The organism is Rhizobium sp. 01L419 (assembly GCF_056400025.1).
On sequence record NZ_JBFTSM010000022.1, the window covers coordinates 56,921 to 81,068 of the forward strand.

The following is a 24,148-nucleotide window of genomic DNA, read 5'->3' on the forward strand; positions in this document are numbered from 1 at the left end:
TTATCTCCCCCGCTCTTCGGCTCTGGCCTGTGCATTTTGGAAGAACACGATCGGGATCACCAGGATAAGAAGCAGGATCGTTGCCACCGCCGAAGAGACCGGCCAGTCCCGGTTGGCGTTGAACTCGTTCCAGAGCGTCTTGCCGATCATCAGCGTCTGCGAGCCGCCGAGAAGATCGGGGATGACGAATTCACCGACAGCCGGAATGAAGACCAGCATGCAGCCGGCGATCACGCCCGGGAGAGACAAGGGAAATGTGACACGCCAGAAGGCTCGGATCGGCGTGCAGCCGAGATCCTGAGCCGCCTCGATCAGCGTGCCATCCATCTTTTCGAGCGACGAATAGAGCGGCAAGACCATGAAGGGCAGATAGGAATAGACGATGCCGATATAGACGGCCGTGCTGGTGTTGAGGATGATCAGCGGGCTGTCGATGATGTGCAGCGACAGAAGAAGCTGGTTGAGCAGGCCCTCAGGCTTCAGAATGGCGATCCAGGAATAGACCCGGATCAGGAAGCTCGTCCAGAACGGCAGGATGACGAGCATCAGCAGCGTCGGGCGGATGGTGCGCGGCGCCTGCGCCATTCCATAGGCGATCGGATAGGCGATCAGCAGCATCAGGAAGGTCGAAATCCCTGCAATCACGACGCTCGAGAGGTACGCGTTGAAATAGAGCGGGTCGTCCGTGAGGTAGCCATAATTGTCGAAGGAAAAGGTTGAAGCCTTTTCCCAGAAACCGCTCCAGCCGTCGGCAAGCGAAAAGACCGGCTCGTAAGGCGGGATGGCGATCGCCGTCGTCGAGAGCGAGATGCGGAAGACGATGAAGAACGGCGCCAGGAAGAAGAGCAGCAACCAAGCATAGGGAATGATGATGACGAGCCGGCTGTAAAAGCGAGAAGCGAATATTCCCATGGTCTCAATCCTTCAGCAGCACGCCGCCATCTTCAGCGAAGGAAACCCAGACTTCCTGATCGTAGGTGAAGGGGTCCTCGACGGAGCGCTGCGCATTGAGAGAGGAAGCCTTGACAGTCTTGCCGCTCGGAAGCCGCACGTGGAAGACCGTCATGTCACCGAGATAGGCGATGTCCCAGAGTTCGCCCCTGGCTGCATTGACCGCGGCATTTGCCGGTGCGGCGCGTGTTACGCGGATCTTCTCCGGGCGGATGGCAAAGCCGAGTGCTGCCCCTGCGGCGGGCGTCTCGGCCGAAGCCGTGCGCACCGTAAAACCGCTTTCGACTGATATCTCGACCGCGCCGTTTGACGCTGCCGTCACCTTGCCGTCGAAAATATTCACATCGCCGATGAAATCGGCAACGAAGCGCGAATTCGGCGCCTCGTAGATTTCGGCCGGTGTCGCGACCTGCACCACCTTGCCATGGCTCATGACGGCGATGCGGTCGGCCATGGTCATCGCCTCTTCCTGATCATGCGTGACGACGACGAAGGTCAAGCCAAGGCTCTGCTGCAGGTCCATCAGTTCGAACTGCGTTTCCTCGCGCAGCTTCTTGTCGAGCGCGCCGAGCGGCTCATCGAGCAACAGCACTTTCGGACGCTTGGCAAGCGAGCGAGCGAGCGCCACGCGCTGCCGCTGGCCGCCGGACAGCTGGTTCGGCTTGCGGGACGCGAATTGTTCGAGCTTCACCATCTTCAGCATCTGCGACACGCGCTCGGCCATCTCGTCCTTCGACATGCCGTCCTGCTTGAGGCCGAAGGCGATGTTCTTCTCGACCGTCATATGCGGGAAAAGAGCGTAGGACTGGAACATCATGTTGACCGGCCGCTTGTAGGGCGGCGTGCCCGAGAGGTCGGTGCCGTCGAGAACGATCTCGCCCGATGACGGCTGTTCGAAACCGGCGAGCATGCGCAGCAGCGTGGACTTGCCGCATCCCGACGCGCCGAGCAGCGCGAAAAACTCGCGATGATAGATGTTCAGCGACAGATCGTTGACGGCGGTAAAGTCACCGAAGCGCTTGGTGACATTCTTGAAAGCAATGAAGGGTTTTGCAGACGGATCGGTCCAGGGCGCGAATGCGCGGCGGATATTGCCGAGAGACTTCATATTATTCCCCGAAAATACAAGGTTTCAGTCGGCCTCCACCCGGGCCGGGAATTGAAAGGCCCGGACGTTTCCGTCCGGGCCTGACCAAAATCACTGGCCGGTAACGACCTTCGTCCAGATTCGCGTCGCCGAGCGCTGGGTCTTCGGATCCCACGGCCTGACGGTGAAGAGGCCTTTCATCACATCATCAGTCGGATAAACGGCCGGATCTTCCAGCACGCCCTTGCTGACGAACTGCTGGGAGGCCTTGTTGCCGTTGGCATAGAAGGTGTAGTCGCTCGCCTTGGCGATGACTTCCGGCTTCATCATGTAGTTCAGGAACTCATGCGCTTCAGCCACATGCTTGGCATCGGCGGGGATCGCCATCATATCGAACCACATCTGGGCGCCCTGCCCAGGAATCGAGTAGTTGACCTCGACGCCATTGTTGGCTTCGGCCGCACGGTCGCGGGCCTGCAACATGTCGCCGGAATAGCCGAAGGCAATGCAGATGTCGCCATTGGCAAGCGCATTGATATATTCTGACGAGTGGAACTTGCGGATGTAGGGGCGAACTGCCGTCAGCAGTTCCTCGACTTTCTTGAAATCCTCCGGTTTGGTGGAGTTCGGGTCGAGGCCGAGATAACGCAGTGCCGTCGTCATCACGTCTTTCGGCGTGTCGAGCACGTAAATGCCGCAGTCCTTGAACTTTTCGGCGACCTTCGGATCGAAGATCACTTCGAGGCCGGGCTTGACATCAGGTCCAAGGATTTCGGCGACTTTCTTGACATTGTAACCGATACCGTCGGTGCCCCACATGTAGTCGACCGCGTATTCATTGCCGGGATCATATTCGGCGGTACGCTGCTGGATGACGTCCCACATGTTGGAAAGGTTCGTCAGCTTGGACTTGTCGAGCTTCTGGAAGACACCTGCCTGGATCTGGCGCTGCAGGAAGTCTGCAGTCGGAACGACGACGTCATAACCCGTGCCGCCGGCCAGCAGCTTGGTTTCCACGGTCTCGTTGGAATCGAAAGTGTCGTATACGACCTTGATGCCGGTTTCCTTGGTGAAATCCTCAAGGATCGAACTGTCGATATAATCGGACCAGTTGTAGACGTTGACCACACGCTCCTGGGCGAAGGCGGGAGCGGCGGCAAGGAGAGCGACAACGGCAACTGCCGTCAGGTTGGCGATTCTCGACCTCATGATATCTCCTGTTTGTAAAGGTATCGCGCCCCCGGACACCTCTTATTCCCTCTGGTTTTGCTGCAGACTAGAAAGGATTTTCGGAGCCGACAAGCGTAAAATCCTGCAGTGTCAATGATTTCACAATCACTGAAAATCGAAGGCACCGAAGCCAGCAGCAGTCTCGTCCAGGGCGAGTGGACGCGTGACCGGCGGTTCGGCGCGCGAAAGGCAGCCGCGTCTCTCGCAGAGGCGACAGGCGGGACCGATCGCGACCGGCGAAGCATCACTTCGGCCGTAAACCAGACTGTCGCGCAAAGCAGTGTCGCAGCCGAGCAGCACTGCCGTGCGCCGCACCCGTTCGCCGAATTCCACAACCGGCCCTTCGAGCGTGCGCGCCACCGTCAGAAAAGTCGAACCGTCAGGCATGGCGACCGTCTCGGCCAGTACTCTACCCGGCTCCAGAAAGGCCATGTGAACATTAAGCTTCGGACAGTTGCCGCCGAAGCGCGCGTGCGGAAAGCCCTGCGCTCCAGCCCTGCGGATGACATGGCCAGCCGCATCGATCTCCATGAGGAAAAAGGGAATGCCTCCAGCGCCGGCACGCTGCAGCATGACGAGACGCGATACAGCTTGGGCGAAGGACATACCAAAGCGGGCGCGGATGAGATCGATGTCATATCGGGTGCTCTGCGCGGCAAGAAGGTAGGCGCCGTAGGGCATCATCAAGGCCAGAGCAGCGCTGCGGGTCAGCTCGAAGCGGGCGATGCGCCGGCCCTCGTCGGACGACAGTGGCAGATCCCCAAGCTCGGCTTCGATCTGGGGCCGCAGAACCAGCCTTGCCACCTCGATCGCTATTTCCTGCGCCTGATCGGCTGCCGAAAGACGCTCGGACAGGAACAGGCGCATCGAATGACGGTCGAACCGGCGGCGAAGATCCGGCATGACATGGACGGGAAGGATGCGAACGCTGATGCCGCGCTCGTTCTTCAACCAGTCCTTCAGGCTGCTGCCTGCAGCGAGCCCATTCGCAAAATTTTCTGCCGCCTCCTCGATCCCGGCGAAATAGGCGGAGCGGCGCTCCAGCACCTCCTTCACCTCGTCCAGGGGCAGCCGACCCGGAGCGACTGCCGCGTGGCCGTCGCCCGCCATCAAAGCAGTCAGGTCAGAAAGCCGGGCAGCCTGCTCGCGATAGGCGCGATAGAGTTTGATCATGCCACCCGCCGCATTGGGCGCGACATCCGCTACCTCGACAAGCTCCTGATCGCCCGGCAGTTCACCAGCCAGCAACGGATCGGCGAAAACCTCTTTCAACTGACCGAGGCCACCGGCAGTTTCGCCCCGCAGTTCTTCAAGGTCGACGCGGTAGACGGCAGAGAGCTTCAGCAGCAGCTGCACCGTCAGAGGGCGCTGGTTGCGTTCGATGAGGTTCAGATAGGAAGGCGAGATTTCCAGAGCTTCGGCCATCGCGGTCTGTGTCAGCGCCAGCGCATTGCGGATGCGCCTGACTTTCGGCCCCGCAAATACCTTCCGTTCCGCCATGTCACATCCTTTACACTCTGGATTTACAAATTTTTACAAAATTTCAAACTTCTCTGTAAATCCTTCTCATTCTAACCTCTTTCTCAGCTTGGAATCAAAGGTTTTTCTGGATAGTTCGACCAATTTTGTAAATCCTGTCATCAGCGCTCAATCGTTGGAAATTAAAGAGGAGACTGGCATGACAGATTTTAACAAGCTCATCCGCAATATACCCAAGGGACGCTTCGACGGTATCGAGAGGCCTTATTCGCCTGATGATGTAGAGCGGTTGCGCGGCTCGCTAGCGCTGCGCCATACGCTGGCCGAGATGGGCGCGGCCCGCCTCTGGCACCTTTTGCATGAAGAGAATTTCGTCAATGCGCTCGGCGCACTCTCCGGCAATCAGGCCATGCAGATGGTGCGCGCCGGACTGAAGGCGATCTACCTCTCGGGCTGGCAGGTCGCGGCAGACGCCAACACGGCATCGGCGATGTATCCGGATCAATCGCTCTATCCGGCCAATGCGGGGCCGGAGCTTGCAAAGCGCATCAACCGCACGCTGCAGCGCGCCGACCAGATCGAAACGGCTGAAGCCAACGGGCTTTCGGTCGAAACGTGGTTTGCGCCCATCGTCGCCGATGCAGAGGCCGGCTTCGGCGGGCCGCTCAACGCCTTCGAGATCATGAAGGCCTATATCGAGGCAGGGGCTGCCGGCGTTCACTTCGAGGATCAGCTGGCGTCGGAGAAGAAATGCGGCCATCTCGGCGGCAAGGTATTGATCCCGACCGCCGCCCATATCCGCAACCTCGATGCCGCACGGCTTGCAGCCGATGTCATGGGTGTTGCGACACTCGTCATTGCCCGCACCGACGCGGAGGCTGCCAAGCTCCTGACATCCGATATCGATGAGCGCGACCAGCCCTTCGTCGACTATGATGCTGGCCGCACGGTCGAGGGTTTCTACCAGGTGCGAAACGGGCTCACGCCCTGCATCGCGCGCGCTATCGCCTACGCGCCGCATTGCGACCTCATCTGGTGCGAAACGTCGAAGCCGGATCTGGAGCAGGCGCGTCGCTTTGCCGAAGGCGTACACAAGGTGAACCCCGGCAAGCTGCTCGCCTATAATTGCTCACCATCCTTCAACTGGAAGAAAAATCTCGACGATGCGACCATCGCCAAATTCCAGCGCGAGCTCGGGGCCATGGGCTACAAGTTCCAGTTCATCACGCTGGCCGGCTTCCACCAGCTGAATTACGGCATGTATGAACTCGCCAGCGGCTATCGCGAGCGGCAGATGGAAGCCTATTGCGAGCTGCAGCAGGCGGAATTCGCGGCCGAAGTGCGCGGCTACACCGCCACCAAGCATCAGCGTGAAGTCGGTACGGGCTATTTCGACGCGGTATCGCTGGCGATATCAGGCGGCCGGGCTTCAACGACGGCCATGGGGGAATCGACCGAACACGCCCAGTTCAAACCGGCTGCCGAGTAGAGGAGGAAACGACATGGCATCCATTGCGCGCGTCCGCGAACGGACGGAAGAACAGGCAAGCAGCATGACGGACGACCAGCAGACGGTGACCCGCATGCTCGCCAATGATCTGCACAGGCTGAATCAATCGGTGATGAAGGCCGTCGAGGCTGGCGTTTCGGTCGAGCTGGTGCGCTCCGCCCGGCATCACGGCGGCGACGGCAACTGGGGGGATCTGTTGATCCCGGTCATCGTCGCAAAAAGAAACTGAGAATAGGGTCCGGCGTCCTAGCGCCGGACCTACGCTATTTGGCGCAATTGTCAGCACAGCGGAGTCGCGGCATAATTGAGTATCTCTTCGCACGGAACTGCATATGCCCGGTTCGCCGCACGCAAAACTCGAAGTTCTGACCGATCTGATCTACGGCGCGCTCTTTGGCGAGACGTCGTGGCAAGCCTTTCTCGACGCCCTCACCGCGACAATGCCGGACGCCAAGTCCACGCTGTTTTTTCACGATGCCGTCGCGCGAACCGGTGGGCTTTCCCTGTCCTCGGGCCTCGAAAACGCAGAAACCGAGGCCTATAACCGCTATTACGCCGCCATTAACCCGTGGATGCCGCGCGCTGCCACCCGGCCAATCGGCCTTGGCGTGATCGCCGATCAGATGCTGCCGCGGGAGCAGCTTCTGAAGACGGAATTCTACAATGACTACATCCGCTGGATCGGCTGTGAGAGCAGTGTCGGCGTGACGATCATGCGGGAGCGTGGCCGCTCCTTCAATCTATCGACACTGACCTCCTCTTCCGATCCGGACTTCAATCGCAGCAATGCCGAGCTTCTCAGCGATCTCGCTCCGCATCTGCGGCGCGCCTTCGACTTCATCCGCCGCGAGCATAGCGACCCCCACCATAACGAAAACGGGCTGTCGCTCTTCGACGCGATCGGTGTCGGCATCGTCTATATCGGCGAGGATCAGACCATCCGTTCCATCAACAGCGCGGCCGAACAGATGATCGCCGAGGGTGAGGCGATCGGCGTGAACACGACCGGACGGATCATCATCAACGACAATACGCTTGCCTCCCGCCTGTCGGCCCTGTTGCGCCACCATCTCCACGCATTGCCGCCCGCGAGCACGGTGATCAGGATGAAAAATACCAGCTTCAAATGCACGCTGGTGAAAATGCAGTCGGATTTCATCACCGAATTTCTCGAGGGACCGACAGCGGCGCTGATCATCGAGCGGATGAACCTGCCACTGCGCCCTGATTTCAAAGATGCGCTGCCCCGCATCGACCAGCTGACCGCGGCGGAAATGCGGATCGCTGCCGGTATCGCTGCGGGCCTGTCGCTGCGCGAAGTCGCGCGGACGAACGATGTCAGCTACGAGACTGCACGCTCGCATCTGAAGAACATCTATTCGAAGCTCGGCGTAAACAGCCAGGTGGGGCTCGTGCGCTGGCTGATGCCGTAGAACATGTCCAGCTACCCGCGGCTGGCGCGCTTGCCGGCGAAGAGATCCGTGTAACTTTTCAAAAGCTTCGTCATCCGGTCGGCGACCGTGCGGATTTCCGGACGGTGGCGATCCTCGGCATTCATGACGATCCATTGGCGATGGCGCAGTTCCGGCAACTCGCCGCCGCAACGTTCGAGCTCTGGATCGAGATCGCCGACGAAACAGGGCAGCACTGCCTTGCCGACGCCGGCACGCACCAGATCCGGCAGGGAGCGCGGACGGTTGAGCGTTGCGACGATCGCGGATCGAGCATTCCGGTATGGCCAGCGCAGATAGGCGGAGATCGCATCCTCCTCGCCTACGGCGATCCATCTGATATCGTCCTGGTTGGCATTGCGCCTGATATAGATGGCATAGGCGACCTCGCCCAGCAGACGGGCGGCGAGATTGCTTTCCTCCGGCTCGAAAGCCCGGATACCGATATCACTTTCACGGTAGTTCAGGTTCGCCCGCGCTTCGCCGATCGTCAAAGAGATTGAGAACGCATCGCCCGGCGTGCGGATTGCCGCAAAATTCTCCGTGAGCAGCCAGGATATCCAGGTGCCGGCAGCAATCCTGACGGTGGCGCCGCCGTCAGCCGATTGCCGCCAAACCTCCACCTTGCGGGCGGCCGCTTCCATCTCCAGCAGATGATCGACGAGAGTCTGCCCATCTGATGTCAGGCGGTAGCCGGTCTGGCTGCGGTGGAACAGGGCGCGGCCGAGTTCCTGTTCGAGATCGAGCATGCGCCGGCCGATCGTCGCTGGGCTGAGAGCTGTGGCAGCGCTTGCGCCCGTCAGGCCACCGGTGCGGGCGACCTGCAGGAAAAGCTGATAGGAGTCCCAATTGCTGTTTTTCATGAATGAAAAACATAATGGGAATCTACTTGTTCAAGAAGCGAATTTTGATGTGTAGATCAATTGATGTCCATAAACGAGAGGGCATCACGATGATCGATAATCTCATAATCGCAGACATTGCCGGCCGAATGCAGCGAGCAACATTGCTGCAGCAAACAAGACGCGATCGGATAAGGGAAGAGGACGCCTTTTACAACAAAGCCGGGAGCAGCTTCCTGGTGCAAATTGCAGCCTGGCTGACGCTGCCGGCAGACAAGGCCACCGGTCGCACAAAGGTGCGGCCGGTGGAAGACGAATGCGGATGTCAGGCCGCCTGTCTCGCGCGGCCATGACCTGCTGCGCTTTCGGCAAGGCGGAACTGCTCGATGAGCGCCATCAGCATATCAGCCTCTTCGGCTAGCATACGGCTTGCCTGGGTGGCTTCCGCGACCATGGACGCATTCTTCTGGGTCATCTGGTCCATGGCGTTGACAGAGCTGTTGACGTCCTGGAGGGCGGCCGACTGGTCGCGGCTCGCGGTAGCGATGGTCTCGACGTGACCGCTGATCGCGATGATCTCATGGCTGATCGAAGCGAGCACGCTGCCGGTCTTCTGCACGAGCTCGGAACCGGCATTGACCTCGCGCGTCGACTGGTCGATCAGCGTCTTGATCTCCTTGGCGGCAGTTGCGGAGCGCTGGGCAAGTTCACGTACTTCCTGAGCAACGACGGCAAAGCCCTTTCCGGCCTCACCGGCGCGCGCCGCTTCGACGCCGGCGTTCAATGCGAGCAGGTTTGTCTGGAAGGCGATGTCGTCGATGACGACGATGATCTGCTCGATACGCTGCGAGGCGTTCTCGATGCGGCCCATGGCAGCGACCGCGTCACTGACGACGGCTCCGGAACTGTCGGCCGTCCGCTTGGTCGCTGCAACAACGTTGTTTGCCTCATGCGCGCGCTCGGCGGAAGAGCGAACCGTGACGGTGATCTCCTCGACGGCGGCGGCCGTTTCCTCCAGGCTTGCGGCCTGGGATTCCGTGCGCCTGGAGAGTTCGTCAGCCGAAGCCGAAACCGAGCCACTGTTGCGCTGGATGGAAGCGGCGCTCGCTCGAATGCGCGTAAGCGTATCCTGAAGGCGCAAAAGCGAGCTGTTGAAGTCCATGCGGAGCTGTTCGAGCCGGCCGACGAAGGGCGTTTCGATGGTCTGTGAGACATCGCCCTGTGACAGGCGGCCGAGACCGGCGGCAAGCTGATTGACGGCAAAATCGATCTGGCCGTCGAGCGTGCGCTTCTCCGCGTCGTTGCGGCTGCGCTCGGAATCGTTCAGGGCGCGCTGTTCGGCGGCCTGCGTTTCCAGTTCCTGGCGCGCCATCGCGCTGTCGCGGAAGAGAGCGAGCGCACGGCCGATCTCGCCGAATTCGTTCTTCTTTTCGACGCAGGGGATGGCACTGACGAGATCGCCCGACGAAATGGCGTGGACGCTCGATGTCAGTGCCAGCATCGGCTTGATGGAGCGGCGGATTGCATAGGATGCGAACACACCGACGAGCAGCATCACCACGAGGCCGACGCTGAGAACCAGCATCTGCAGATGGTTCATCCGCTCGTAGTAGACTTCCATGGGTATGCCGATGAAGAGGATGCCGATCGTCGCACCGGACGGATTCTTGATCGGGAAGTACCCCGTCATGAACTTGCGGCCGAAGAGGTCCGCCGGACCATAATAGGCGTTACCTTGTGCGAGCACAGGCTGGGCGGGGTGATCCGCGGCGAGCTTGGTGCCGACGGCGCGGTCGCCGTTTTCCTTCTTTACGTTGGTGGAGACGCGGACGTAATCGTTTTCCTGCTTTTCGAAGATGGTGGCGACGCCGGCAATCGACTGCGCCGTACGGTCGACGAGTGAGTAATCCGCAAAGGCAGGCACCTTGTCTTCGGCGACGCCGGAAAGCATATTATCCTTCACGTCGATGCGGACATTGCTATCGCTTGCTCCGTAGAGGACCGCCATCGAGCGGCTTGCATCCTTTGCGTCGGATACCGCACTCTCCATGACATAGCTGCCGAGATTGTAATAGGTCACGCCGACAATCGCCGCGGTGCTGACCGCAAGCAGAAGCAGTGTGATCGCAACGATCTGGCGCACAATGGACGTGGAAAAGAAACGCGGCATCAACAACTCCTGGCGGGTACAACCAGCGCCAAGTTAATTGATAAACGTTAAGGAAAATTTTCTCTTAACCTTCTTCGGCCGTGGGATTCCACTTCTTCTGCCGCTGTTAACGCGCCGCCATTGGAAGGCGGTTTTCTGGTATCGACGCGAAAAACTTTCAATCTGCCGAATTCTTACACAATCATCGCGTGATTTTCTCGGAAAGACAAATGGCCCCGAAACGGGGCCATTTAAGATCCGCGAAAACCGTGCTCAGGCGGCGCGGTAGACGTGCATGTCGCTGTCGCCGTCGATCTTGAACTGCTGCACAAGATGCAACAGCGCGTCCGCCTCGTTTGCCAGTTCGCGGCTTGCGGCGGTGGTCTCTTCCACCATCGCGGCGTTCTGCTGGGTCATCTGGTCCATCTGGTTGACGGTGGAATTGACTCCCTGCAGCGCACTCGACTGGTCGTGGCTGGCGCGGGCGATCATTTCGACATGCTGGCTGATCGTGACGATCTGGGCGCTGATCTTGGCGAGAACCGTGCCGGTTTCCTGTACGAACTGCGAACCGGAATTGACCTCGTTCGTCGACTTGTTGATGAGGCCCTTGATTTCCTGCGCGGCAGCGGCAGAGCGCTGGGCAAGCTCGCGGACTTCCATGGCAACGACGGCAAAACCCTTGCCGGCTTCACCAGCGCGGGCGGCTTCGATGCCGGCGTTGAGCGCCAGGAGGTTGGTCTGGAAAGCGATCTCGTCGATGACGCCGATGATCTGCTCGATCTGGCGCGACGCATCCTCGATGCGGCCCATGGCGTCGATCGCATTGTTGACGACTACGGCGGAGTCATCGGCGCTGCGCTTGGCCTGGCGAACGATCTGGTCGGCATCCTTGGCGCGCTCGGCGGACGAGCGGACAGTGACGGTGATCTCATCGACGGCGGCGGCAGTTTCTTCCAGCGATGCGGCCTGTTGTTCGGTGCGTTTGGCAAGATCCTCGGCGGACTGAGCCATCTGATTGCCGTTGCCCTGGATCATCTCGACGTTGTCGCGGATCTGGCTCATCGTTGCCTGCAGGCGCATCATCGAGCCGTTGAAATCCTGACGGAGCTGTTCGAGACGGCCGATGAACGGCGTCTCGATCGTCGTCGAGATATCGCCCTGCGACATGCGCTCGAGACCGGCAGCAAGCTGGTTGACGGCATATTCGATCTGGCGATCCATCTCCTGCTTTTCGGCATCGTTGCGCTGACGCTCGTGCTCGGCGGCCTGACGCTCTTCGTCGCTCTGCTCCTCGATACGGATCTTGGAGATGGCATTTTCCTTGAAGATGCCGAGTGCGCGGGCAATGTCGCCGATTTCATCGGAACGCTTCTCGCCGGAGATGTTTGTGTCGAGCGCACCTTCGGCGATGCGGCGCATGGCTGCGGTGATCTGGGCGATCGGCCGCTGCAGCGTCAGCACGAGGGCAATGCCGCCGACGATGGACACCAGGATGCCGAGCGCAGTGGTGCCGACGGAGATACTGTTGGCCTGGTCCCGCTCGGTGCCGGCGGTCTGCTTCTGCTCTTCCGCGAAGCTGGTCAACTGTCCCCAGACGCCGTCGAGCTGCTGCCGCGCGGCGACATAATCGGTCGTGCGCTGATTGATCACATCGACGAGGGATTGCGCGCCCTTTTCCATCGAGACGAGAGCAGGCGAAATCGCGTCGACAATGTCACCGGCGAAATTCATACCCTTGGCACTTGCCTGGAGGGTGTTCAGCATGGTGTTGAGCGTCGCGATTTCCTGGTTGAGACGGACGCGATTTTCCTTGCTCGGCTTGGCGTTGAAATCGGCAAGCACGAGCTGCAGCGAATAGATGGAGCTTTCAAGGCGCCGCGTATCTTCCAGCACCGAGTTGGTCTGCGCGATGCGGCTGTCGAGCTCCACGAAGGTCGTCGTCGCCTCGCGCATCATCTGCGTGGCGGTGAGCTGGGTGTAAGTCGACATCTGGCGGAAACGGGAAACGAGACGGCCGAGATTGGCAACGCCCTCATCCGTGCCCGCTTCCGGCGCTGCAGCCTGAGCCTTCAGATCGCTGACGGTCTGCGCCATCGACTGGGTCATGCTCTTCTGGTTCTGCGGCACGGAGATTTCGATCATGCGCTGCGCCTTGACGATCGCAGGAAGCGTATCGGTCACGACTTTCAGCTTGTCGGCCGAAGTCTGCGCCTTACTGAAATCATTCATGGCGGTTGCCAGCGTATCGCCGCCCTTCAGCAGACGGTCGGCTGCGCGCAGCGTCGCGGTCGCATTGCCTTCATCGGTGCGGACGTTCTCTTCCAACTGCTTGGCGTCGTAGCTGACGTTGAAGCGGTTGGTGATCATCACTTTCTGGGCATCGTCGATCGACTTGCGAACGGCCATCTCCTGTTTGTGAAGGGTCCAGAGCTTGCCGACGGTATCCGAAATGCCGTTCGTGCCCTCGATGGCGGCCTGCAGGTTGTCATGACCGGAATTGTCGCCGATCTGCGCCATAGTGGCGTTCAGCGTCTGCCCCTGGGTCTTGATATCAGCATACAGCTTATCGCGCGCCTCCTCGTTGGTTGTCTGCAGGAAGTCGTCCATCGAGGCGTAGAGATCCTTGAACCCGCTCAGCGACTGGAGAACGCTGTTGGAAATCTCCATGCGGCCTTGCAGCAGCCCGGAGGCATAAAGACCGGTCAGACCGACGGCGGAAATGGTGATGACGAATGGCAGAACGAAGATCAGAACCTTGGTCTGAATCTTGAAACGAGAAAGAATCTTATCAATGAACATGGCGCGCCGTGCCTTTCATACACCACTCCTCCCGCAGGCAGCCTTCTGGCGCCAGCCGGGTGCATATCGAGCTGATCTACTAAACAACTGGGAGACCCTGATGCGGGCGGCAATCATTGCCAGTTCATTTCCGGCGAGACCGGAAACACCCAAATATTCGTCTACAATGTGTCAGATTAGATATTAATTTTCGGATAAGCGGTAAGAGCGCATTACCGAAGATCGCACAATAGTTGCAAATTGCGCGCCGCAAAACCGCGACACTGCAGTCGCGATATCGGAAACTTCCATTTCAAGCTGCGAAGGGATCAGATGAAGTGGGACAGAAGAACCGCAATGCTGGCGGCAGTCGCGCCGGCGGCGAGCATCAGATAGTGCAGGGCAGTGAGCTTTGCATCAGGCTTTGCCTGGGCAATTGCGATGGCGCGGGCGCGTCGAGTGTTTCTGTTCATTGCGAAACCTCACATCTATTCAAAGACAACAATCCAACAAAACAGCTTGCCGGTAAAGCTTAATTTAGGAACGGCTTTGCCGACTTGCCATTGAGACAGGATGGCGCAGGCAATCTTAAGAAGTCTTGAATCGCCGAAAAGGTTTCACGTCTACAAATATTAGCGTTTACAATGCCTCACCAGCCGCAAAACCGGAGGCCCACGCCCACTGGAAATTATAGCCGCCGAGCCAGCCAGTGACGTCTACGCATTCGCCAATGAAATAAAGGCCGGGAACAGTCTTGGCCTGCATGCTGCGAGAATCGAGCGCTGATGTATCGATGCCGCCGAGTGTGACTTCCGCCGTGCGGTAACCTTCGGAGCCGGAGGGCCTGACGGACCAGTTCTGCGCGGCGTCGGCAAGTCGGGTCAGCAGCTTGTCCGAGAGGTCGGCCATGTTGCCGGCGACCGCCTCGCGTTCGACGATGTATTGCGCCAGACGCTTCGGCAGGATTTCACCGAGTGCGGTCTGCGCCGACTGGCGCCCGTTCATCTGTTTTGCCTTCTTCAGATGCGCGGCGATATCGACATCCGGTTCGATATCGATGGTGATGGTGTCGCCTTCCCGCCAGCAGGATGATATCTGCAGGATGGCAGGGCCGCTGAGGCCCCGGTGGGTGAAGAGCAGCGCTTCGCGAAAGGCGGTCTTGCCGTGGCGGATCTCGGCAGGTGCAGAGATGCCGGACAGCGGCGCGATGCTTTCGAGCAAAACGGGATCGAGCGTCAGAGGGACAAGACCTGGGCGCGTTTCGGTGACATCAAGTCCGAACTGCTCGGCAACACGATAGGCAAAGCCGGTCGCTCCCATCTTCGGAATGGATTTTCCGCCCGTTGCGATAACGAGCGAAGCCGCCTCGAAGAAACCTTCCGATGTCGAGACACGAAAGCCGCTTTCGGTCTTTTCAACGCCTGTTATTTCGACACCGAGATGGCATGCGGCACCTGCCGCACGCATCTCGTCGAGCAGCATGAAGATGATGTCCTTGGCGCTATTGTCGCAGAACAGCTGGCCAAGCGTCTTTTCATGCCAGGCGATCCCATGACGATCGACCATGGCGATGAAATCCGTCGGAGTGAAACGGGCAAGCGCCGACTTGCAGAAATGCGGATTGGTGGAGAGAAAATGCTTCGGGCCGGCATCGATATTGGTGAAGTTGCAGCGACCGCCGCCGGAAATGCGGATCTTCTCGCCCGGCGCGCGGGCATGATCAAGTAGCGTCACGGTGCGACCGCGCTGTCCGGCGCGAATGGCGCACATCATACCCGCGGCACCGGCACCGATGACGATCACATCGCTCTTGCGCTGCAAAATCCGTTTTCCTTATCAAAATCGCGTCTTCTTTTTCCATCAAGGGGCCGATGTCAACGCCTTTGCCCCCCTCGCCAATTGCCAAACTCTGGTTATGATGGCGTCACGATCAACGCAACCCGGTGTGTCATGTCCCCAAAAAAGAYGACGCTGAAGCCTGCCAGAAACGTACCCGCCTCCAAGAAATCCCCCCCTGATCCCGGATCTCTGCGCGGTGTTGCGAACTGGAAGGAAGCGGCGCGCTGGCTGCGGGACCGCGGGATCGAAGATATCGAATGTATCACCCCTGACCTTGCCGGCGTGCCGCGCGGCAAGATGATGCCGACGTCGAAGTTCACCTCCAACACATCGCTTGCACTGCCCTCCGCTATTTACCGCCACACGATCTCAGGCGAATATCCGGAGGAAACCGAGAGCTTCCGCTACGAGCCGCGTGACAGCGACCTGAAGCTGGTGCCGGATCTTTCCACCCTGTCCGTGGTACCCTGGGAAACGGACCCGACTGCGCAGGTCATCTGCGACATCGTCAATTCCGATGGAGAGGAAGTTCCCTATACGCCTCGCAACGTATTGAAGCGTATTATCGGCCTCTATGCCGAGCGTGGCTGGAAGCCGATCGTGGCGCCGGAAATCGAATTCTATCTCGTCGCCAAGAATGACGACCCGGACTATCCGCTGCACCCACCCAAGGGACGTTCGGGCCGTTCGATCCTCGGCGGACAGGGCTATTCGATCGCCGGCATCAACGAGTTCGACGAACTGATCGACGACATCTATCACTTCTCGGAAAAGCAAGGCCTCGAGATCGATACGCTGATCCACGAAGAAGGACCTGCGCAGCTCGAAATCAACCTCCGCCACGGCAATCCGATCGAGCTTGCCGACCAGGTCTTCCTGTTCAAGCGCACGATCCGCGAGGCGGCGCTAAAGCACAATATTTATGCGACTTTCATGGCCAAGCCGATGCAGGGCCAGGCGGGCTCGGCGATGCATATCCACCAGTCGGTGGTGAATATCGAGACGGGCAAGAACGTCTTCTCGAATGCCGACGGCTCGGCCTCGAAGGAGTTCTTCCACTTCATCGGCGGCATGCAGAAATACGTCCCGAGCGCGCTCGCCATGCTGGCGCCCTATGTGAATTCCTACCGCCGCCTGCAGCCTGACATGTCCTGCCCTGTCAACAATGCCTGGGGCTACGACAACCGCACGACGGCCTTCCGCGTGCCGGTTTCCGATCCGCAGGCGCGGCGCGTGGAAAACCGTCTGCCGAGTTCGGATGCCAATCCGTATCTTGCGCTCGCCGCTTCGCTCGCCTCCGGCCTGCTTGGCATCATGAAGGAAATCGAGCCGACGGCGCCGACCGAGGATGCCGCCAATGAAGGCTCGATCGACCTGCCGCGCGGCCTGCTGGAAGCCGTGGCTCTGCTTGAAGACGAACCGGCCTTTGAGGAAGTCTTCGGCGCCGAGTTCATCGGGCTTTATGCCGGCGTGAAGCGTGGCGAATTCGAAACCTTCATGCAGGTGATCAGCCCCTGGGAGCGGGAATTCCTCCTTCTGAACGTATAAGGGGGCGCGATGACTGAGAAGATATGGCAAAGCCCCATCGCACCCGGCCTATCCTGGTATCAGGCAACAGTCGGCGAGCGCCCTGATTATCCGGCGCTCGACGGCTCCAGGCAGTGTGATGTCGCCATCATCGGCGGCGGTTATACAGGTCTGCAGGCCGCCTATAATCTCGCCAAAGCCGGCGTCTCGGTCACGCTGATCGAGGCCGTGAGGCTCGGCGACGGCGCCTCCGGACGCAATGGCGGGCAGCTCGGCACCGGCCAGCGCTGGTGGCCGGAGGAGCTCGAAAAGAAGATCGGCTACGAGCGCTCGAAGGCGCTCTTCGATCTTGCCGAGGATGCCAAGCGGCATCTGATGGATTTTGCGACCGAGCACCAGATCGATATGGAATACGTGCCCGGCCAGCTCAATGTCGCGCATAAGGAAAGCTACAAGCGGGAATACTACGAGAATGCAGAGATCGCGGCCTTTCGCTACGACTATCCGCATATCCGTTTCATGGACCGCGAGGAGACGCAGGAGCGGCTCGGCTCCAAGCGCTTCTATTGCGGCGTCCGCGATATCGGCACCGGCCATATACATCCATTGAAGCTGCTCATAGGCCTCGGCCGGGTGGCGGCCAATGCGGGCGCCGATATTTTCGAAATGACCAGGGCTACATCGATCAGCCAGGCCGGCGGCCTGGTCGCGATCGAGACCGAAAGGGGCACGATTACCGCCAACCGGGTGCTGATTGCCTGCGATGGGCATATCGGCAATCTGGAGCCGGTGACGGAAAGCCATGTGATGCCGATCCGCTCCTTCATCGGCGCGACCGTTCCGCTCGACCGGTTTCCTGATGTGATACCGGGTGGCGAGGCGGTGGCCGATTCGCGTTTCGTCGTGCGCTATTTCCGAAAATCAAAGGATGGGCGGCTGCTTTTCGGCGGGCGCGAGGCTTATACGGCGGACAATCCGCGCGACATTTCCGAGCATATTCGCCGGCAGATCGCCGAGATCTATCCGGCGCTGAAGGATATTGAGATCACCCATGCCTGGGGCGGTTCGGTCGGCATCACCATGCCGCGCGAACCTTTCGTGCGGGAGGTCATGCCGGGCGTTACCTCAATCGGCGGTTATTCCGGCCATGGCGTCATGCTGTCAAATTACTGTGGCAAGCTTTACGCAGAAATGGTGTTGGGCAAATCGGCCGATCTCGATCTCTTCAAGGCGCTCGATATCCCCGCATTTCCGGGCGGCGCACGCATGCGCACGCCTCTGCTTTTCCTTGCCTTGTCGTGGTTCGCCCTCCGCGACAAGTTTTAGTTCGATTGCGGATTTCCTCTCCGGACGATTCGCTCTAAAACCGATGTCCGACAGATTCATTGCACCGCACACTGGCTTTTTTAAATCGATTAGATTAAAACGGCCACCAACCAAGCCTGATTGAGAGACAAGCTCATGAGCAGCCAGATCATCCCCGTTGAGCCTTTTGATTATGTCGTCTTCGGCGGCAGCGGCGACCTTGCAGAGCGCAAGCTTCTGCCCGCGCTTTATCACCGCCAGATCGAGGGCCAGTTCTCCGAACCGACCCGTGTCATCGGCGCTTCGCGCAGCCCGCTTTCGCATGAGGAATACCGCAAGTTCGCCAAGGACGCGCTCAAGGAGCACCTGAAGAAAGGCGAATATGACGAGGCGGAAGTCGAAAAGTTCTGTGCCCGTCTCTTCTACGTTTCCGTCGACGCCCGCACCGACACCGGCTGGGATCATCTCAAGAAGCTGCTCGATGAGGGCAAGGAACGCGTTCGCGCCTTCTATCTCGCCGTCGCTCCGGGCATCTTCGGCGACATCGCGCAGAAGATCTACGAACACAAGCTGATCACCAAGTCGACCCGTATCGTCGTCGAAAAGCCGATCGGCCGCGACCTTGCTTCGGCCTTGCAGCTCAACGACAATATCGGCCGCGTCTTTAAGGAAGAGCAGATCTTCCGCATCGACCACTATCTCGGCAAGGAGACAGTGCAGAACCTGATGGCGCTGCGCTTTGCCAATGCGCTCTATGAGCCGCTGTGGAATGCCAACTACATCGACCACGTGCAGATCACCGTTGCCGAGTCCGTCGGCCTCGAAGGCCGCGCCGGATACTATGACACAGCGGGCGCGTTGCGCGACATGGTGCAGAATCACATCCTGCAGTTGCTCTGCCTGACTGCGATGGAAGTCCCCTCCTCCATGGATTCGGAAGCCGTGCGCGACGAAAAGCTGAAAGTGCTGCGCGCGCTTAAACCGATCAACGCCTCCAACGTCGAGCAGGCGACGGTTCGCGGCCAGTACCGCGCCGGCGCTTCCGGCAGCGGCCCGGTCAAGGGCTATCTGGAGGAGCTTGAAGGCGGCGTTTCCAACACGGAGACCTTCGTCGCCATCAAGGCCGAGATCAACAACTGGCGCTGGGCAGGCGTTCCCTTCTATATCAGAACCGGCAAGCGTCTGGCCGGCCGCGTTTCGGAAATCGTCATCACCTTCAAGCCGATCCCGCACTCGGTCTTCGATCAGGCCGCCGGCCGCATCAGCCAGAACCAGTTGATCATCCGCCTGCAGCCGGATGAAGGCGTCAAGCAGTCGCTGATGATCAAGGATCCGGGTCCGGGCGGCATGCGTCTGCGTAATGTCTCGCTCGACATGAGCTTCGCCCAGGCCTTCAACGTCCGCAACCCTGATGCCTACGAGCGCTTGCTGATGGACGTCATCCGTTCCAACCAGACGCTGTTCATGCGCCGCGACGAGGTCGAAGCCGCATGGCAGTGGGTCGACCCGATCCTCAAGGGTTGGGAATCGACCGGTCAGCAGGTGCAGGGCTACACGGCCGGCACCTGGGGCCCGAGCCAGGCCATCGCGCTGATCGAACGCGACGGCCGCACCTGGCACGACGACATCTAGTCCGAGGTTTTAGGATATGGCATCGACACTGCATTCCTTCGCAAACGCCGCAGAACTCGCCACCAACCTTGCAGACAAGGTTTCCGGCGCCCTCTCGGCAGCCATCGCAGCCCGCGGGGCGGCAAGCATTGCCGTTTCCGGCGGTTCCACGCCGAAGGCCTTCTTCCAGGCGCTTTCGGCGCACGATATCGACTGGGCCAAGGTGACGATCACACTTGTCGACGAACGCTTCGTGCCGTCCGACAACCCGCGCTCGAACCATCTGCTGGTTGATGCCAATCTCCTTCAGAACAAGGCGAAGGCGGCACGTTTCGTGCCGCTTTACCAGCCAGCGAACTCCGTCGAGGAGGCTGCAAAGCTTGCAACGGTAAAGAGCGCCGAGATCGGCATCCCCTTCGACGTTGTGATCCTCGGCATGGGCGGCGATGGCCATACGGCTTCATTCTTCCCCGGCGGCAGCAATCTGAGCGTAGCGCTCGATGCCCAGACGCCGCGCGGCATCATCACCATGGAGGCGGAAGGGGCTGGCGAACCACGCCTCACTTTCACCTTCTCCGCTCTTGAAGATGCCAAACTGCTCATTCTCCATATTGAGGGCGAAGGCAAAAAAGACGTTCTCGCCAAGGCAGAGGGTGACGGCAAAGAGGCAGAAATGCCTATCCGCGCCATTCTGCGCCGGGCTACTTCCCCGGTCGAGATCTACTGGGCTCCCTGACAGGGCCTCACAGCCGCCGAAGTCGGCGAACAGATACAGACGAACCAGAACAAGGCAGGGATTTTCCATGTCCGCTCACGCACGTATTGCTGCGATTACGAATCGCATTGTCGAACGCTCGAAGCCGACCCGCGAGCGCTATCTGGAGCGCCTGCGCGCTGCCGCCTCAAAGGGCGTCAACCGCTCCGTTCTCGGCTGCGCCAACCTTGCTCACGGCTTCGCCATCTGTTCCCCCGCCGAGAAGGATGCGCTTGCGGGCGACCGCGTGCCTAATCTCGGCATCATCACCGCCTATAATGACATGCTCTCGGCCCACCAGCCGTTCGAGACCTATCCTGCTATTATCCGCGAGGCGGCGGCGCAGGCCGGCGGTATTGCCCAGGTTGCCGGTGGCGTGCCGGCCATGTGCGACGGCGTCACCCAGGGCCAGCCCGGCATGGAGCTTTCGCTCTTTTCGCGCGACCTGATCGCGATGGCCGCCGGTGTCGGCCTGTCGCACAACATGTTCGACGCCGCGCTCTTCCTCGGCGTCTGCGACAAGATCGTGCCCGGCCTCGTCATCGCAGCCCTTTCCTTCGGCCACCTGCCGGCGATCTTCGTTCCGGCCGGACCGATGACCACAGGCTTGCCGAACGACGAGAAGTCGCGCGTCCGCCAGCTCTTTGCCGAAGGCAAGGTTGGCCGCGCCGAGTTGCTGGAAGCCGAATCCAAGTCCTATCACGGCCCCGGCACCTGCACCTTCTACGGCACGGCCAACTCCAACCAGATGCTGATGGAGATCATGGGCTTCCATATGCCGGGCTCCTCCTTCATCAATCCCGGCACGCCGCTGCGCGAAGCGCTGACCCGCGAGGCTGCCAAGCGGGCGCTCGCCATCACCGCGCTCGGCAACGAGTTCACGCCGGCCGGCGAGATGATCGACGAACGCTCTATTGTCAACGGCGTGGTCGGCCTGCATGCGACCGGCGGCTCGACGAACCATACGATGCACCTCGTCGCCATGGCACGCGCCGGAGGCATCCTGCTCACCTGGCAGGATATTGCCGAGCTTTCGGAACTGATCCCGCTGCTTGCCCGCGTCTACCCGAACGGGCTAGCTGACGTGAACCACTTCCAGGCGGCCGGCGGCATGGGCTTCCTCATCAAGGAATTGCTGAAGCAGGGCCTGGTGCATGACGATGTGCGCACGGTCTTCGGTCATGGTCTCCAAGCCTACACGGTCGATGCGCAACTCGGCGAAAACGGTGGTGTCCTGCGCCAGGCCTCGCCGGAGAAGAGTCATGATCCGAAAGTGCTTGCCAGCATCGAAACGCCTTTCCAGGCAAACGGCGGCCTGAAGATGCTGCGCGGCAATCTCGGCAAGGCGGTCATCAAGATCTCCGCCGTCAAGGCAGAGCGCCACATCATCGAGGCGCCGGCGATTATCTTCCACAGCCAGCAGGAACTGCAGGACGCCTTCAAGGAGGGCAAGCTCAACCGAGATTTCGTCGCCGTCGTGCGCTTCCAGGGGCCCAAGGCCAACGGCATGCCTGAATTGCACAAGCTGACGCCACCGCTCGGCGTGTTGCAGGACCGCGGTTTCCGCGTGGCACTCTTGACCGACGGACGCATGTCCGGAGCGTCCGGCAAGGTGCCGGCGGCGATCCACGTCACGCCCGAGGCGGTCGATGGCGGCCCGATCGCTCGCATCAGGGATGGTGACATCATCCGCCTCGATGCCATCAGGGGCACACTCGAAGTTCTTGTCGATGCGGCCGACATGGCAGAGCGCGAGCCTGTCATGATCGACCTCTCGGACAACGAATTTGGCATGGGCCGCGAGCTCTTCGCGCCGTTCCGCCATGCGGTCGGTCCGTCAGACCAGGGTGCGAGCGTGCTCTTCCAGACCCATCACTGATTTCTCTTTGTTTCGCGCAATTCCGAACGCAACCGCTGCACACTTTTGCTGGAATTGCTTGAGAACAGAAAAACCCGCGGCAAGAACCGCGGGTTTTTCATATCCAGCGAGACGCGAGACTGTTACGCGCGAATATCGAGGACGTAATCCTTGTGAGCCGGGTGGGTGCTGTAGACGAAGATCTTGTTCAGCTCCTTCTGCGTCAGCAGGCGCAGGAAGCGAACCTCGATCGTGTTGTTCGGAAAGGTCTTCATCAGCAGGCAGCCCACCTTGGTGATGCGGGCATCGGGAATATCCAGATAGAACTGCTTCGGCAGCGTGTACTGCGTGAGGATCGCGAGGATCGCGCTACTCATCGATATACGGACGATGTCGCATCGACGCGAAGCGGCATGCATAACGCCCTTTTCCGTATATTCGATGCGCGCGGCGTTCATCGTGTCTTCCATCTTGAACCGCGCTTCGCGGTCGTACATGAAAGATTCTTCCTTCGCCAGGAAGTGCGATTTCGGAGGTGTTGGATTCGATGCGGCCACGGCCCTGGTTCCCTCAGTCTTGATTGGGAAAAGGCTAGCACCGCATATTTAACAGAAAGTAAGAATCCTTCCCCTCCACAGCCTCAGGAAGAAGGATTCCACCAAAAATGGATGGTCACTTCCTGTAGGTGTGACCTGCCGCATCGAAGAGATGCAGCTTCTGCCGATCGGCGGCGAAATGCATCTTCTGGCCCCTCTTCACATCATAGATGCCGGGCAGCTTGACGATGATCGGCTCACCCTGAACCAGGCCCTCGATATAGAGCAGCGTCACTTCACCGAGCTGCTCGACGATCGAGACTTCGCCTTCAAACAGATAGTCCTCATCGGGGCTTGCAACGCGCAGATCTTCGGGGCGAACGCCGAAGCTTGCCTGCTTGCCCTTCTCGGGTGCAGCAGTGGTGATATCGAGCGTCACGGACTTGCCGCCCGTCAGCGTCACCGTCGTCGTCTCGCCGACGTCGGTGATCGTTGCCGGGATGATGTTCATGGCCGGGGAGCCGATGAACTTGGCCACGAACAGGTTCGCCGGGCGCTCGTAGAGCTCCAGCGGAGGCCCCACCTGTTCGATATTGCCGGCCGAGAGCACGACGATGCGGTCCGCCAGCGTCATCGCCTCGACCTGGTCGTGCGTGACATAGATCATCGTCGTATCGGCCATCTGCTCGTTCAGGCGGGCAATCTCGATGCGGGTTGCCACGCGCAGCGCAGCATCGAGGTTGGAGAGCGGCTCGTCGAAGAGGAATACCTTCGGGTTGCGGCAGATGGCACGGCCGATGGCCACACGTTGGCGCTGGCCGCCCGAGAGTGCCTTCGGCAGGCGGTCTAGATATTTCGTAAGCTGCAGCGTCTCGGCCGCCGCCCGCACGCGGCGGTCGATCTCCTGCTTGTTTTCGCGGGCGATCTTCATGCCGAAGGCCATGTTGTCGAAAACAGTCATATGCGGATAGAGCGCATAGGACTGGAACACCATGGCGATGCCGCGCCTGGAAGGCGGCACTTCATTGACGAGCATGCCGTCAATATACATCTCGCCGCCGGTGATGTTCTCAAGGCCGGCGATCATTCTGAGAAGCGTGGATTTGCCACAGCCGGAGGGGCCGACGAAAACGATGAATTCACCCTGCTTGATTTCCAGGTCGATGCCGTGAAGCACGTCCACCGATCCATAGGATTTGCGGATATCCTTAAGCGTCAGTCCAGTCATTTTCCTCTCC

General features: G+C 59.9%; 20 protein-coding genes. 9 read left to right on the forward strand and 11 right to left on the reverse strand.

Annotated features, from left to right (window positions below; all coding sequences use genetic code 11):
* The 4 genes from AC1DUP_RS31760 to AC1DUP_RS31775 form a co-directional block, all read right to left on the reverse strand.
* Window positions 1–912 carry an ABC transporter permease subunit gene (locus AC1DUP_RS31760; RefSeq protein WP_113311543.1) on the reverse strand — a complete coding sequence of 304 codons (912 nt, stop codon included), beginning with the start codon at window positions 910–912 and terminating at the stop codon, window positions 1–3.
* A gap of 4 nt (window positions 913–916) precedes the next feature.
* Entirely contained in the window at window positions 917–2,059 is a 1,143-nt protein-coding gene (locus tag AC1DUP_RS31765) for an ABC transporter ATP-binding protein (protein WP_113510086.1), read from the reverse strand.
* Between the two features lie 90 nt (window positions 2,060–2,149).
* Window positions 2,150–3,247: a polyamine ABC transporter substrate-binding protein gene (locus AC1DUP_RS31770; protein ID WP_113300703.1), complete on the reverse strand. Its 1,098-nt coding sequence runs from the start codon at window positions 3,245–3,247 to the stop codon at window positions 2,150–2,152.
* 126 nt (window positions 3,248–3,373) lie between these two features.
* Window positions 3,374–4,768, reverse strand: coding sequence for a helix-turn-helix domain-containing protein (locus AC1DUP_RS31775; RefSeq protein WP_477836720.1), 1,395 nt, complete (start codon window positions 4,766–4,768; stop codon window positions 3,374–3,376).
* A gap of 178 nt (window positions 4,769–4,946) precedes the next feature.
* Between AC1DUP_RS31775 and aceA the strand changes: the two genes are divergently transcribed.
* The 3 genes from aceA to AC1DUP_RS31790 all read left to right on the forward strand — a co-directional run bounded on the left by aceA (window position 4,947) and on the right by AC1DUP_RS31790 (window position 7,690).
* Window positions 4,947–6,236: an isocitrate lyase gene (gene aceA / locus AC1DUP_RS31780; RefSeq protein WP_477836721.1), complete on the forward strand. Its 1,290-nt coding sequence runs from the start codon at window positions 4,947–4,949 to the stop codon at window positions 6,234–6,236.
* A gap of 13 nt (window positions 6,237–6,249) precedes the next feature.
* Complete coding sequence (locus AC1DUP_RS31785) at window positions 6,250–6,486, forward strand: SMc00767 family acetate metabolism repressor (RefSeq protein WP_113300706.1); 237 nt, start codon at window positions 6,250–6,252, stop codon at window positions 6,484–6,486.
* A 103-nt stretch (window positions 6,487–6,589) separates the two neighbouring features.
* Window positions 6,590–7,690: a helix-turn-helix domain-containing protein gene (locus AC1DUP_RS31790; protein WP_113510084.1), complete on the forward strand. Its 1,101-nt coding sequence runs from the start codon at window positions 6,590–6,592 to the stop codon at window positions 7,688–7,690.
* 11 nt (window positions 7,691–7,701) lie between these two features.
* On the opposite strand, the gene AC1DUP_RS31795 is transcribed toward AC1DUP_RS31790, so the two are convergent.
* Window positions 7,702–8,571, reverse strand: a complete 870-nt coding sequence (locus tag AC1DUP_RS31795; protein ID WP_113300708.1) for a LysR family transcriptional regulator — start codon at window positions 8,569–8,571, stop codon at window positions 7,702–7,704.
* Between the two features lie 89 nt (window positions 8,572–8,660).
* Between AC1DUP_RS31795 and AC1DUP_RS31800 the strand changes: the two genes are divergently transcribed.
* Window positions 8,661–8,903: a hypothetical protein gene (locus tag AC1DUP_RS31800; protein ID WP_113300748.1), complete on the forward strand. Its 243-nt coding sequence runs from the start codon at window positions 8,661–8,663 to the stop codon at window positions 8,901–8,903.
* Here AC1DUP_RS31800 and AC1DUP_RS31805 read toward each other — a convergent pair.
* The 4 genes from AC1DUP_RS31805 to AC1DUP_RS31820 all read right to left on the reverse strand — a co-directional run bounded on the left by AC1DUP_RS31805 (window position 8,876) and on the right by AC1DUP_RS31820 (window position 15,301).
* Entirely contained in the window at window positions 8,876–10,720 is a 1,845-nt protein-coding gene (locus AC1DUP_RS31805) for a methyl-accepting chemotaxis protein (RefSeq protein ID WP_477836722.1), read from the reverse strand. The two genes, AC1DUP_RS31800 and AC1DUP_RS31805, sit on opposite strands and share 28 nt — an antisense overlap.
* A 252-nt stretch (window positions 10,721–10,972) precedes the next feature.
* Window positions 10,973–13,501, reverse strand: coding sequence for a methyl-accepting chemotaxis protein (locus AC1DUP_RS31810; RefSeq protein WP_477836723.1), 2,529 nt, complete (start codon window positions 13,499–13,501; stop codon window positions 10,973–10,975).
* 308 nt (window positions 13,502–13,809) lie between these two features.
* Window positions 13,810–13,953 carry a hypothetical protein gene (locus tag AC1DUP_RS31815; protein ID WP_477836724.1) on the reverse strand — a complete coding sequence of 48 codons (144 nt, stop codon included), beginning with the start codon at window positions 13,951–13,953 and terminating at the stop codon, window positions 13,810–13,812.
* Between the two features lie 166 nt (window positions 13,954–14,119).
* Window positions 14,120–15,301: a BaiN/RdsA family NAD(P)/FAD-dependent oxidoreductase gene (locus tag AC1DUP_RS31820; RefSeq protein ID WP_477836725.1), complete on the reverse strand. Its 1,182-nt coding sequence runs from the start codon at window positions 15,299–15,301 to the stop codon at window positions 14,120–14,122.
* 129 nt (window positions 15,302–15,430) lie between these two features.
* On the opposite strand from AC1DUP_RS31820, the gene AC1DUP_RS31825 reads away from it, so the two are divergent.
* The 5 genes from AC1DUP_RS31825 to edd all read left to right on the forward strand — a co-directional run bounded on the left by AC1DUP_RS31825 (window position 15,431) and on the right by edd (window position 22,395).
* Entirely contained in the window at window positions 15,431–16,867 is a 1,437-nt protein-coding gene (locus AC1DUP_RS31825; RefSeq protein ID WP_477836726.1) for a glutamine synthetase family protein, read from the forward strand.
* A gap of 9 nt (window positions 16,868–16,876) precedes the next feature.
* The gene (locus tag AC1DUP_RS31830; protein ID WP_477836727.1) at window positions 16,877–18,172 is read left to right on the forward strand and encodes an NAD(P)/FAD-dependent oxidoreductase; all 1,296 of its coding nucleotides are present in this window, start codon (window positions 16,877–16,879) and stop codon (window positions 18,170–18,172) included.
* A gap of 135 nt (window positions 18,173–18,307) precedes the next feature.
* Entirely contained in the window at window positions 18,308–19,783 is a 1,476-nt protein-coding gene (zwf, locus tag AC1DUP_RS31835) for a glucose-6-phosphate dehydrogenase (protein ID WP_113300714.1), read from the forward strand.
* A gap of 16 nt (window positions 19,784–19,799) precedes the next feature.
* The gene (pgl, locus tag AC1DUP_RS31840) at window positions 19,800–20,498 is read left to right on the forward strand and encodes a 6-phosphogluconolactonase (RefSeq protein ID WP_113311553.1); all 699 of its coding nucleotides are present in this window, start codon (window positions 19,800–19,802) and stop codon (window positions 20,496–20,498) included.
* Window positions 20,499–20,565: 67 nt separating this feature from the next.
* A complete protein-coding gene (edd, locus tag AC1DUP_RS31845; protein ID WP_477836728.1) occupies window positions 20,566–22,395 on the forward strand; it encodes a phosphogluconate dehydratase in 1,830 nt (609 codons plus the stop codon).
* Between the two features lie 122 nt (window positions 22,396–22,517).
* Here edd and AC1DUP_RS31850 read toward each other — a convergent pair whose 3' ends face one another.
* Both AC1DUP_RS31850 and AC1DUP_RS31855 read right to left on the reverse strand, forming a co-directional pair.
* A complete protein-coding gene (locus AC1DUP_RS31850; RefSeq protein WP_113300717.1) occupies window positions 22,518–22,871 on the reverse strand; it encodes a hypothetical protein in 354 nt (117 codons plus the stop codon).
* A 175-nt stretch (window positions 22,872–23,046) separates the two neighbouring features.
* A complete protein-coding gene (locus AC1DUP_RS31855; RefSeq protein WP_113311555.1) occupies window positions 23,047–24,138 on the reverse strand; it encodes a sn-glycerol-3-phosphate ABC transporter ATP-binding protein UgpC in 1,092 nt (363 codons plus the stop codon).
* Between the last annotated feature and the right edge of the window lie 10 nt (window positions 24,139–24,148).

Excerpts from the sequence above, each read along its gene's own strand:
- AC1DUP_RS31760 (WP_113311543.1), bottom strand. The coding sequence starts at position 912 with ATGGGAATATTCGCTTCTCGCTTTTACAGCCGGCTCGTCATCATCATT.
- AC1DUP_RS31765 (WP_113510086.1), bottom strand. The coding sequence starts at position 2,059 with ATGAAGTCTCTCGGCAATATCCGCCGCGCATTCGCGCCCTGGACCGAT.
- AC1DUP_RS31770 (WP_113300703.1), bottom strand. The coding sequence starts at position 3,247 with ATGAGGTCGAGAATCGCCAACCTGACGGCAGTTGCCGTTGTCGCTCTC.
- AC1DUP_RS31775 (WP_477836720.1), bottom strand. The coding sequence starts at position 4,768 with ATGGCGGAACGGAAGGTATTTGCGGGGCCGAAAGTCAGGCGCATCCGC.
- aceA (WP_477836721.1), top strand. The coding sequence starts at position 4,947 with ATGACAGATTTTAACAAGCTCATCCGCAATATACCCAAGGGACGCTTC.
- AC1DUP_RS31785 (WP_113300706.1), top strand. The coding sequence starts at position 6,250 with ATGGCATCCATTGCGCGCGTCCGCGAACGGACGGAAGAACAGGCAAGC.
- AC1DUP_RS31790 (WP_113510084.1), top strand. The coding sequence starts at position 6,590 with ATGCCCGGTTCGCCGCACGCAAAACTCGAAGTTCTGACCGATCTGATC.
- AC1DUP_RS31795 (WP_113300708.1), bottom strand. The coding sequence starts at position 8,571 with ATGAAAAACAGCAATTGGGACTCCTATCAGCTTTTCCTGCAGGTCGCC.
- AC1DUP_RS31800 (WP_113300748.1), top strand. The coding sequence starts at position 8,661 with ATGATCGATAATCTCATAATCGCAGACATTGCCGGCCGAATGCAGCGA.
- AC1DUP_RS31805 (WP_477836722.1), bottom strand. The coding sequence starts at position 10,720 with ATGCCGCGTTTCTTTTCCACGTCCATTGTGCGCCAGATCGTTGCGATC.
- AC1DUP_RS31810 (WP_477836723.1), bottom strand. The coding sequence starts at position 13,501 with ATGTTCATTGATAAGATTCTTTCTCGTTTCAAGATTCAGACCAAGGTT.
- AC1DUP_RS31815 (WP_477836724.1), bottom strand. The coding sequence starts at position 13,953 with ATGAACAGAAACACTCGACGCGCCCGCGCCATCGCAATTGCCCAGGCA.
- AC1DUP_RS31830 (WP_477836727.1), top strand. The coding sequence starts at position 16,877 with ATGACTGAGAAGATATGGCAAAGCCCCATCGCACCCGGCCTATCCTGG.
- zwf (WP_113300714.1), top strand. The coding sequence starts at position 18,308 with ATGAGCAGCCAGATCATCCCCGTTGAGCCTTTTGATTATGTCGTCTTC.
- pgl (WP_113311553.1), top strand. The coding sequence starts at position 19,800 with ATGGCATCGACACTGCATTCCTTCGCAAACGCCGCAGAACTCGCCACC.
- edd (WP_477836728.1), top strand. The coding sequence starts at position 20,566 with ATGTCCGCTCACGCACGTATTGCTGCGATTACGAATCGCATTGTCGAA.
- AC1DUP_RS31850 (WP_113300717.1), bottom strand. The coding sequence starts at position 22,871 with ATGTACGACCGCGAAGCGCGGTTCAAGATGGAAGACACGATGAACGCC.
- AC1DUP_RS31855 (WP_113311555.1), bottom strand. The coding sequence starts at position 24,138 with ATGACTGGACTGACGCTTAAGGATATCCGCAAATCCTATGGATCGGTG.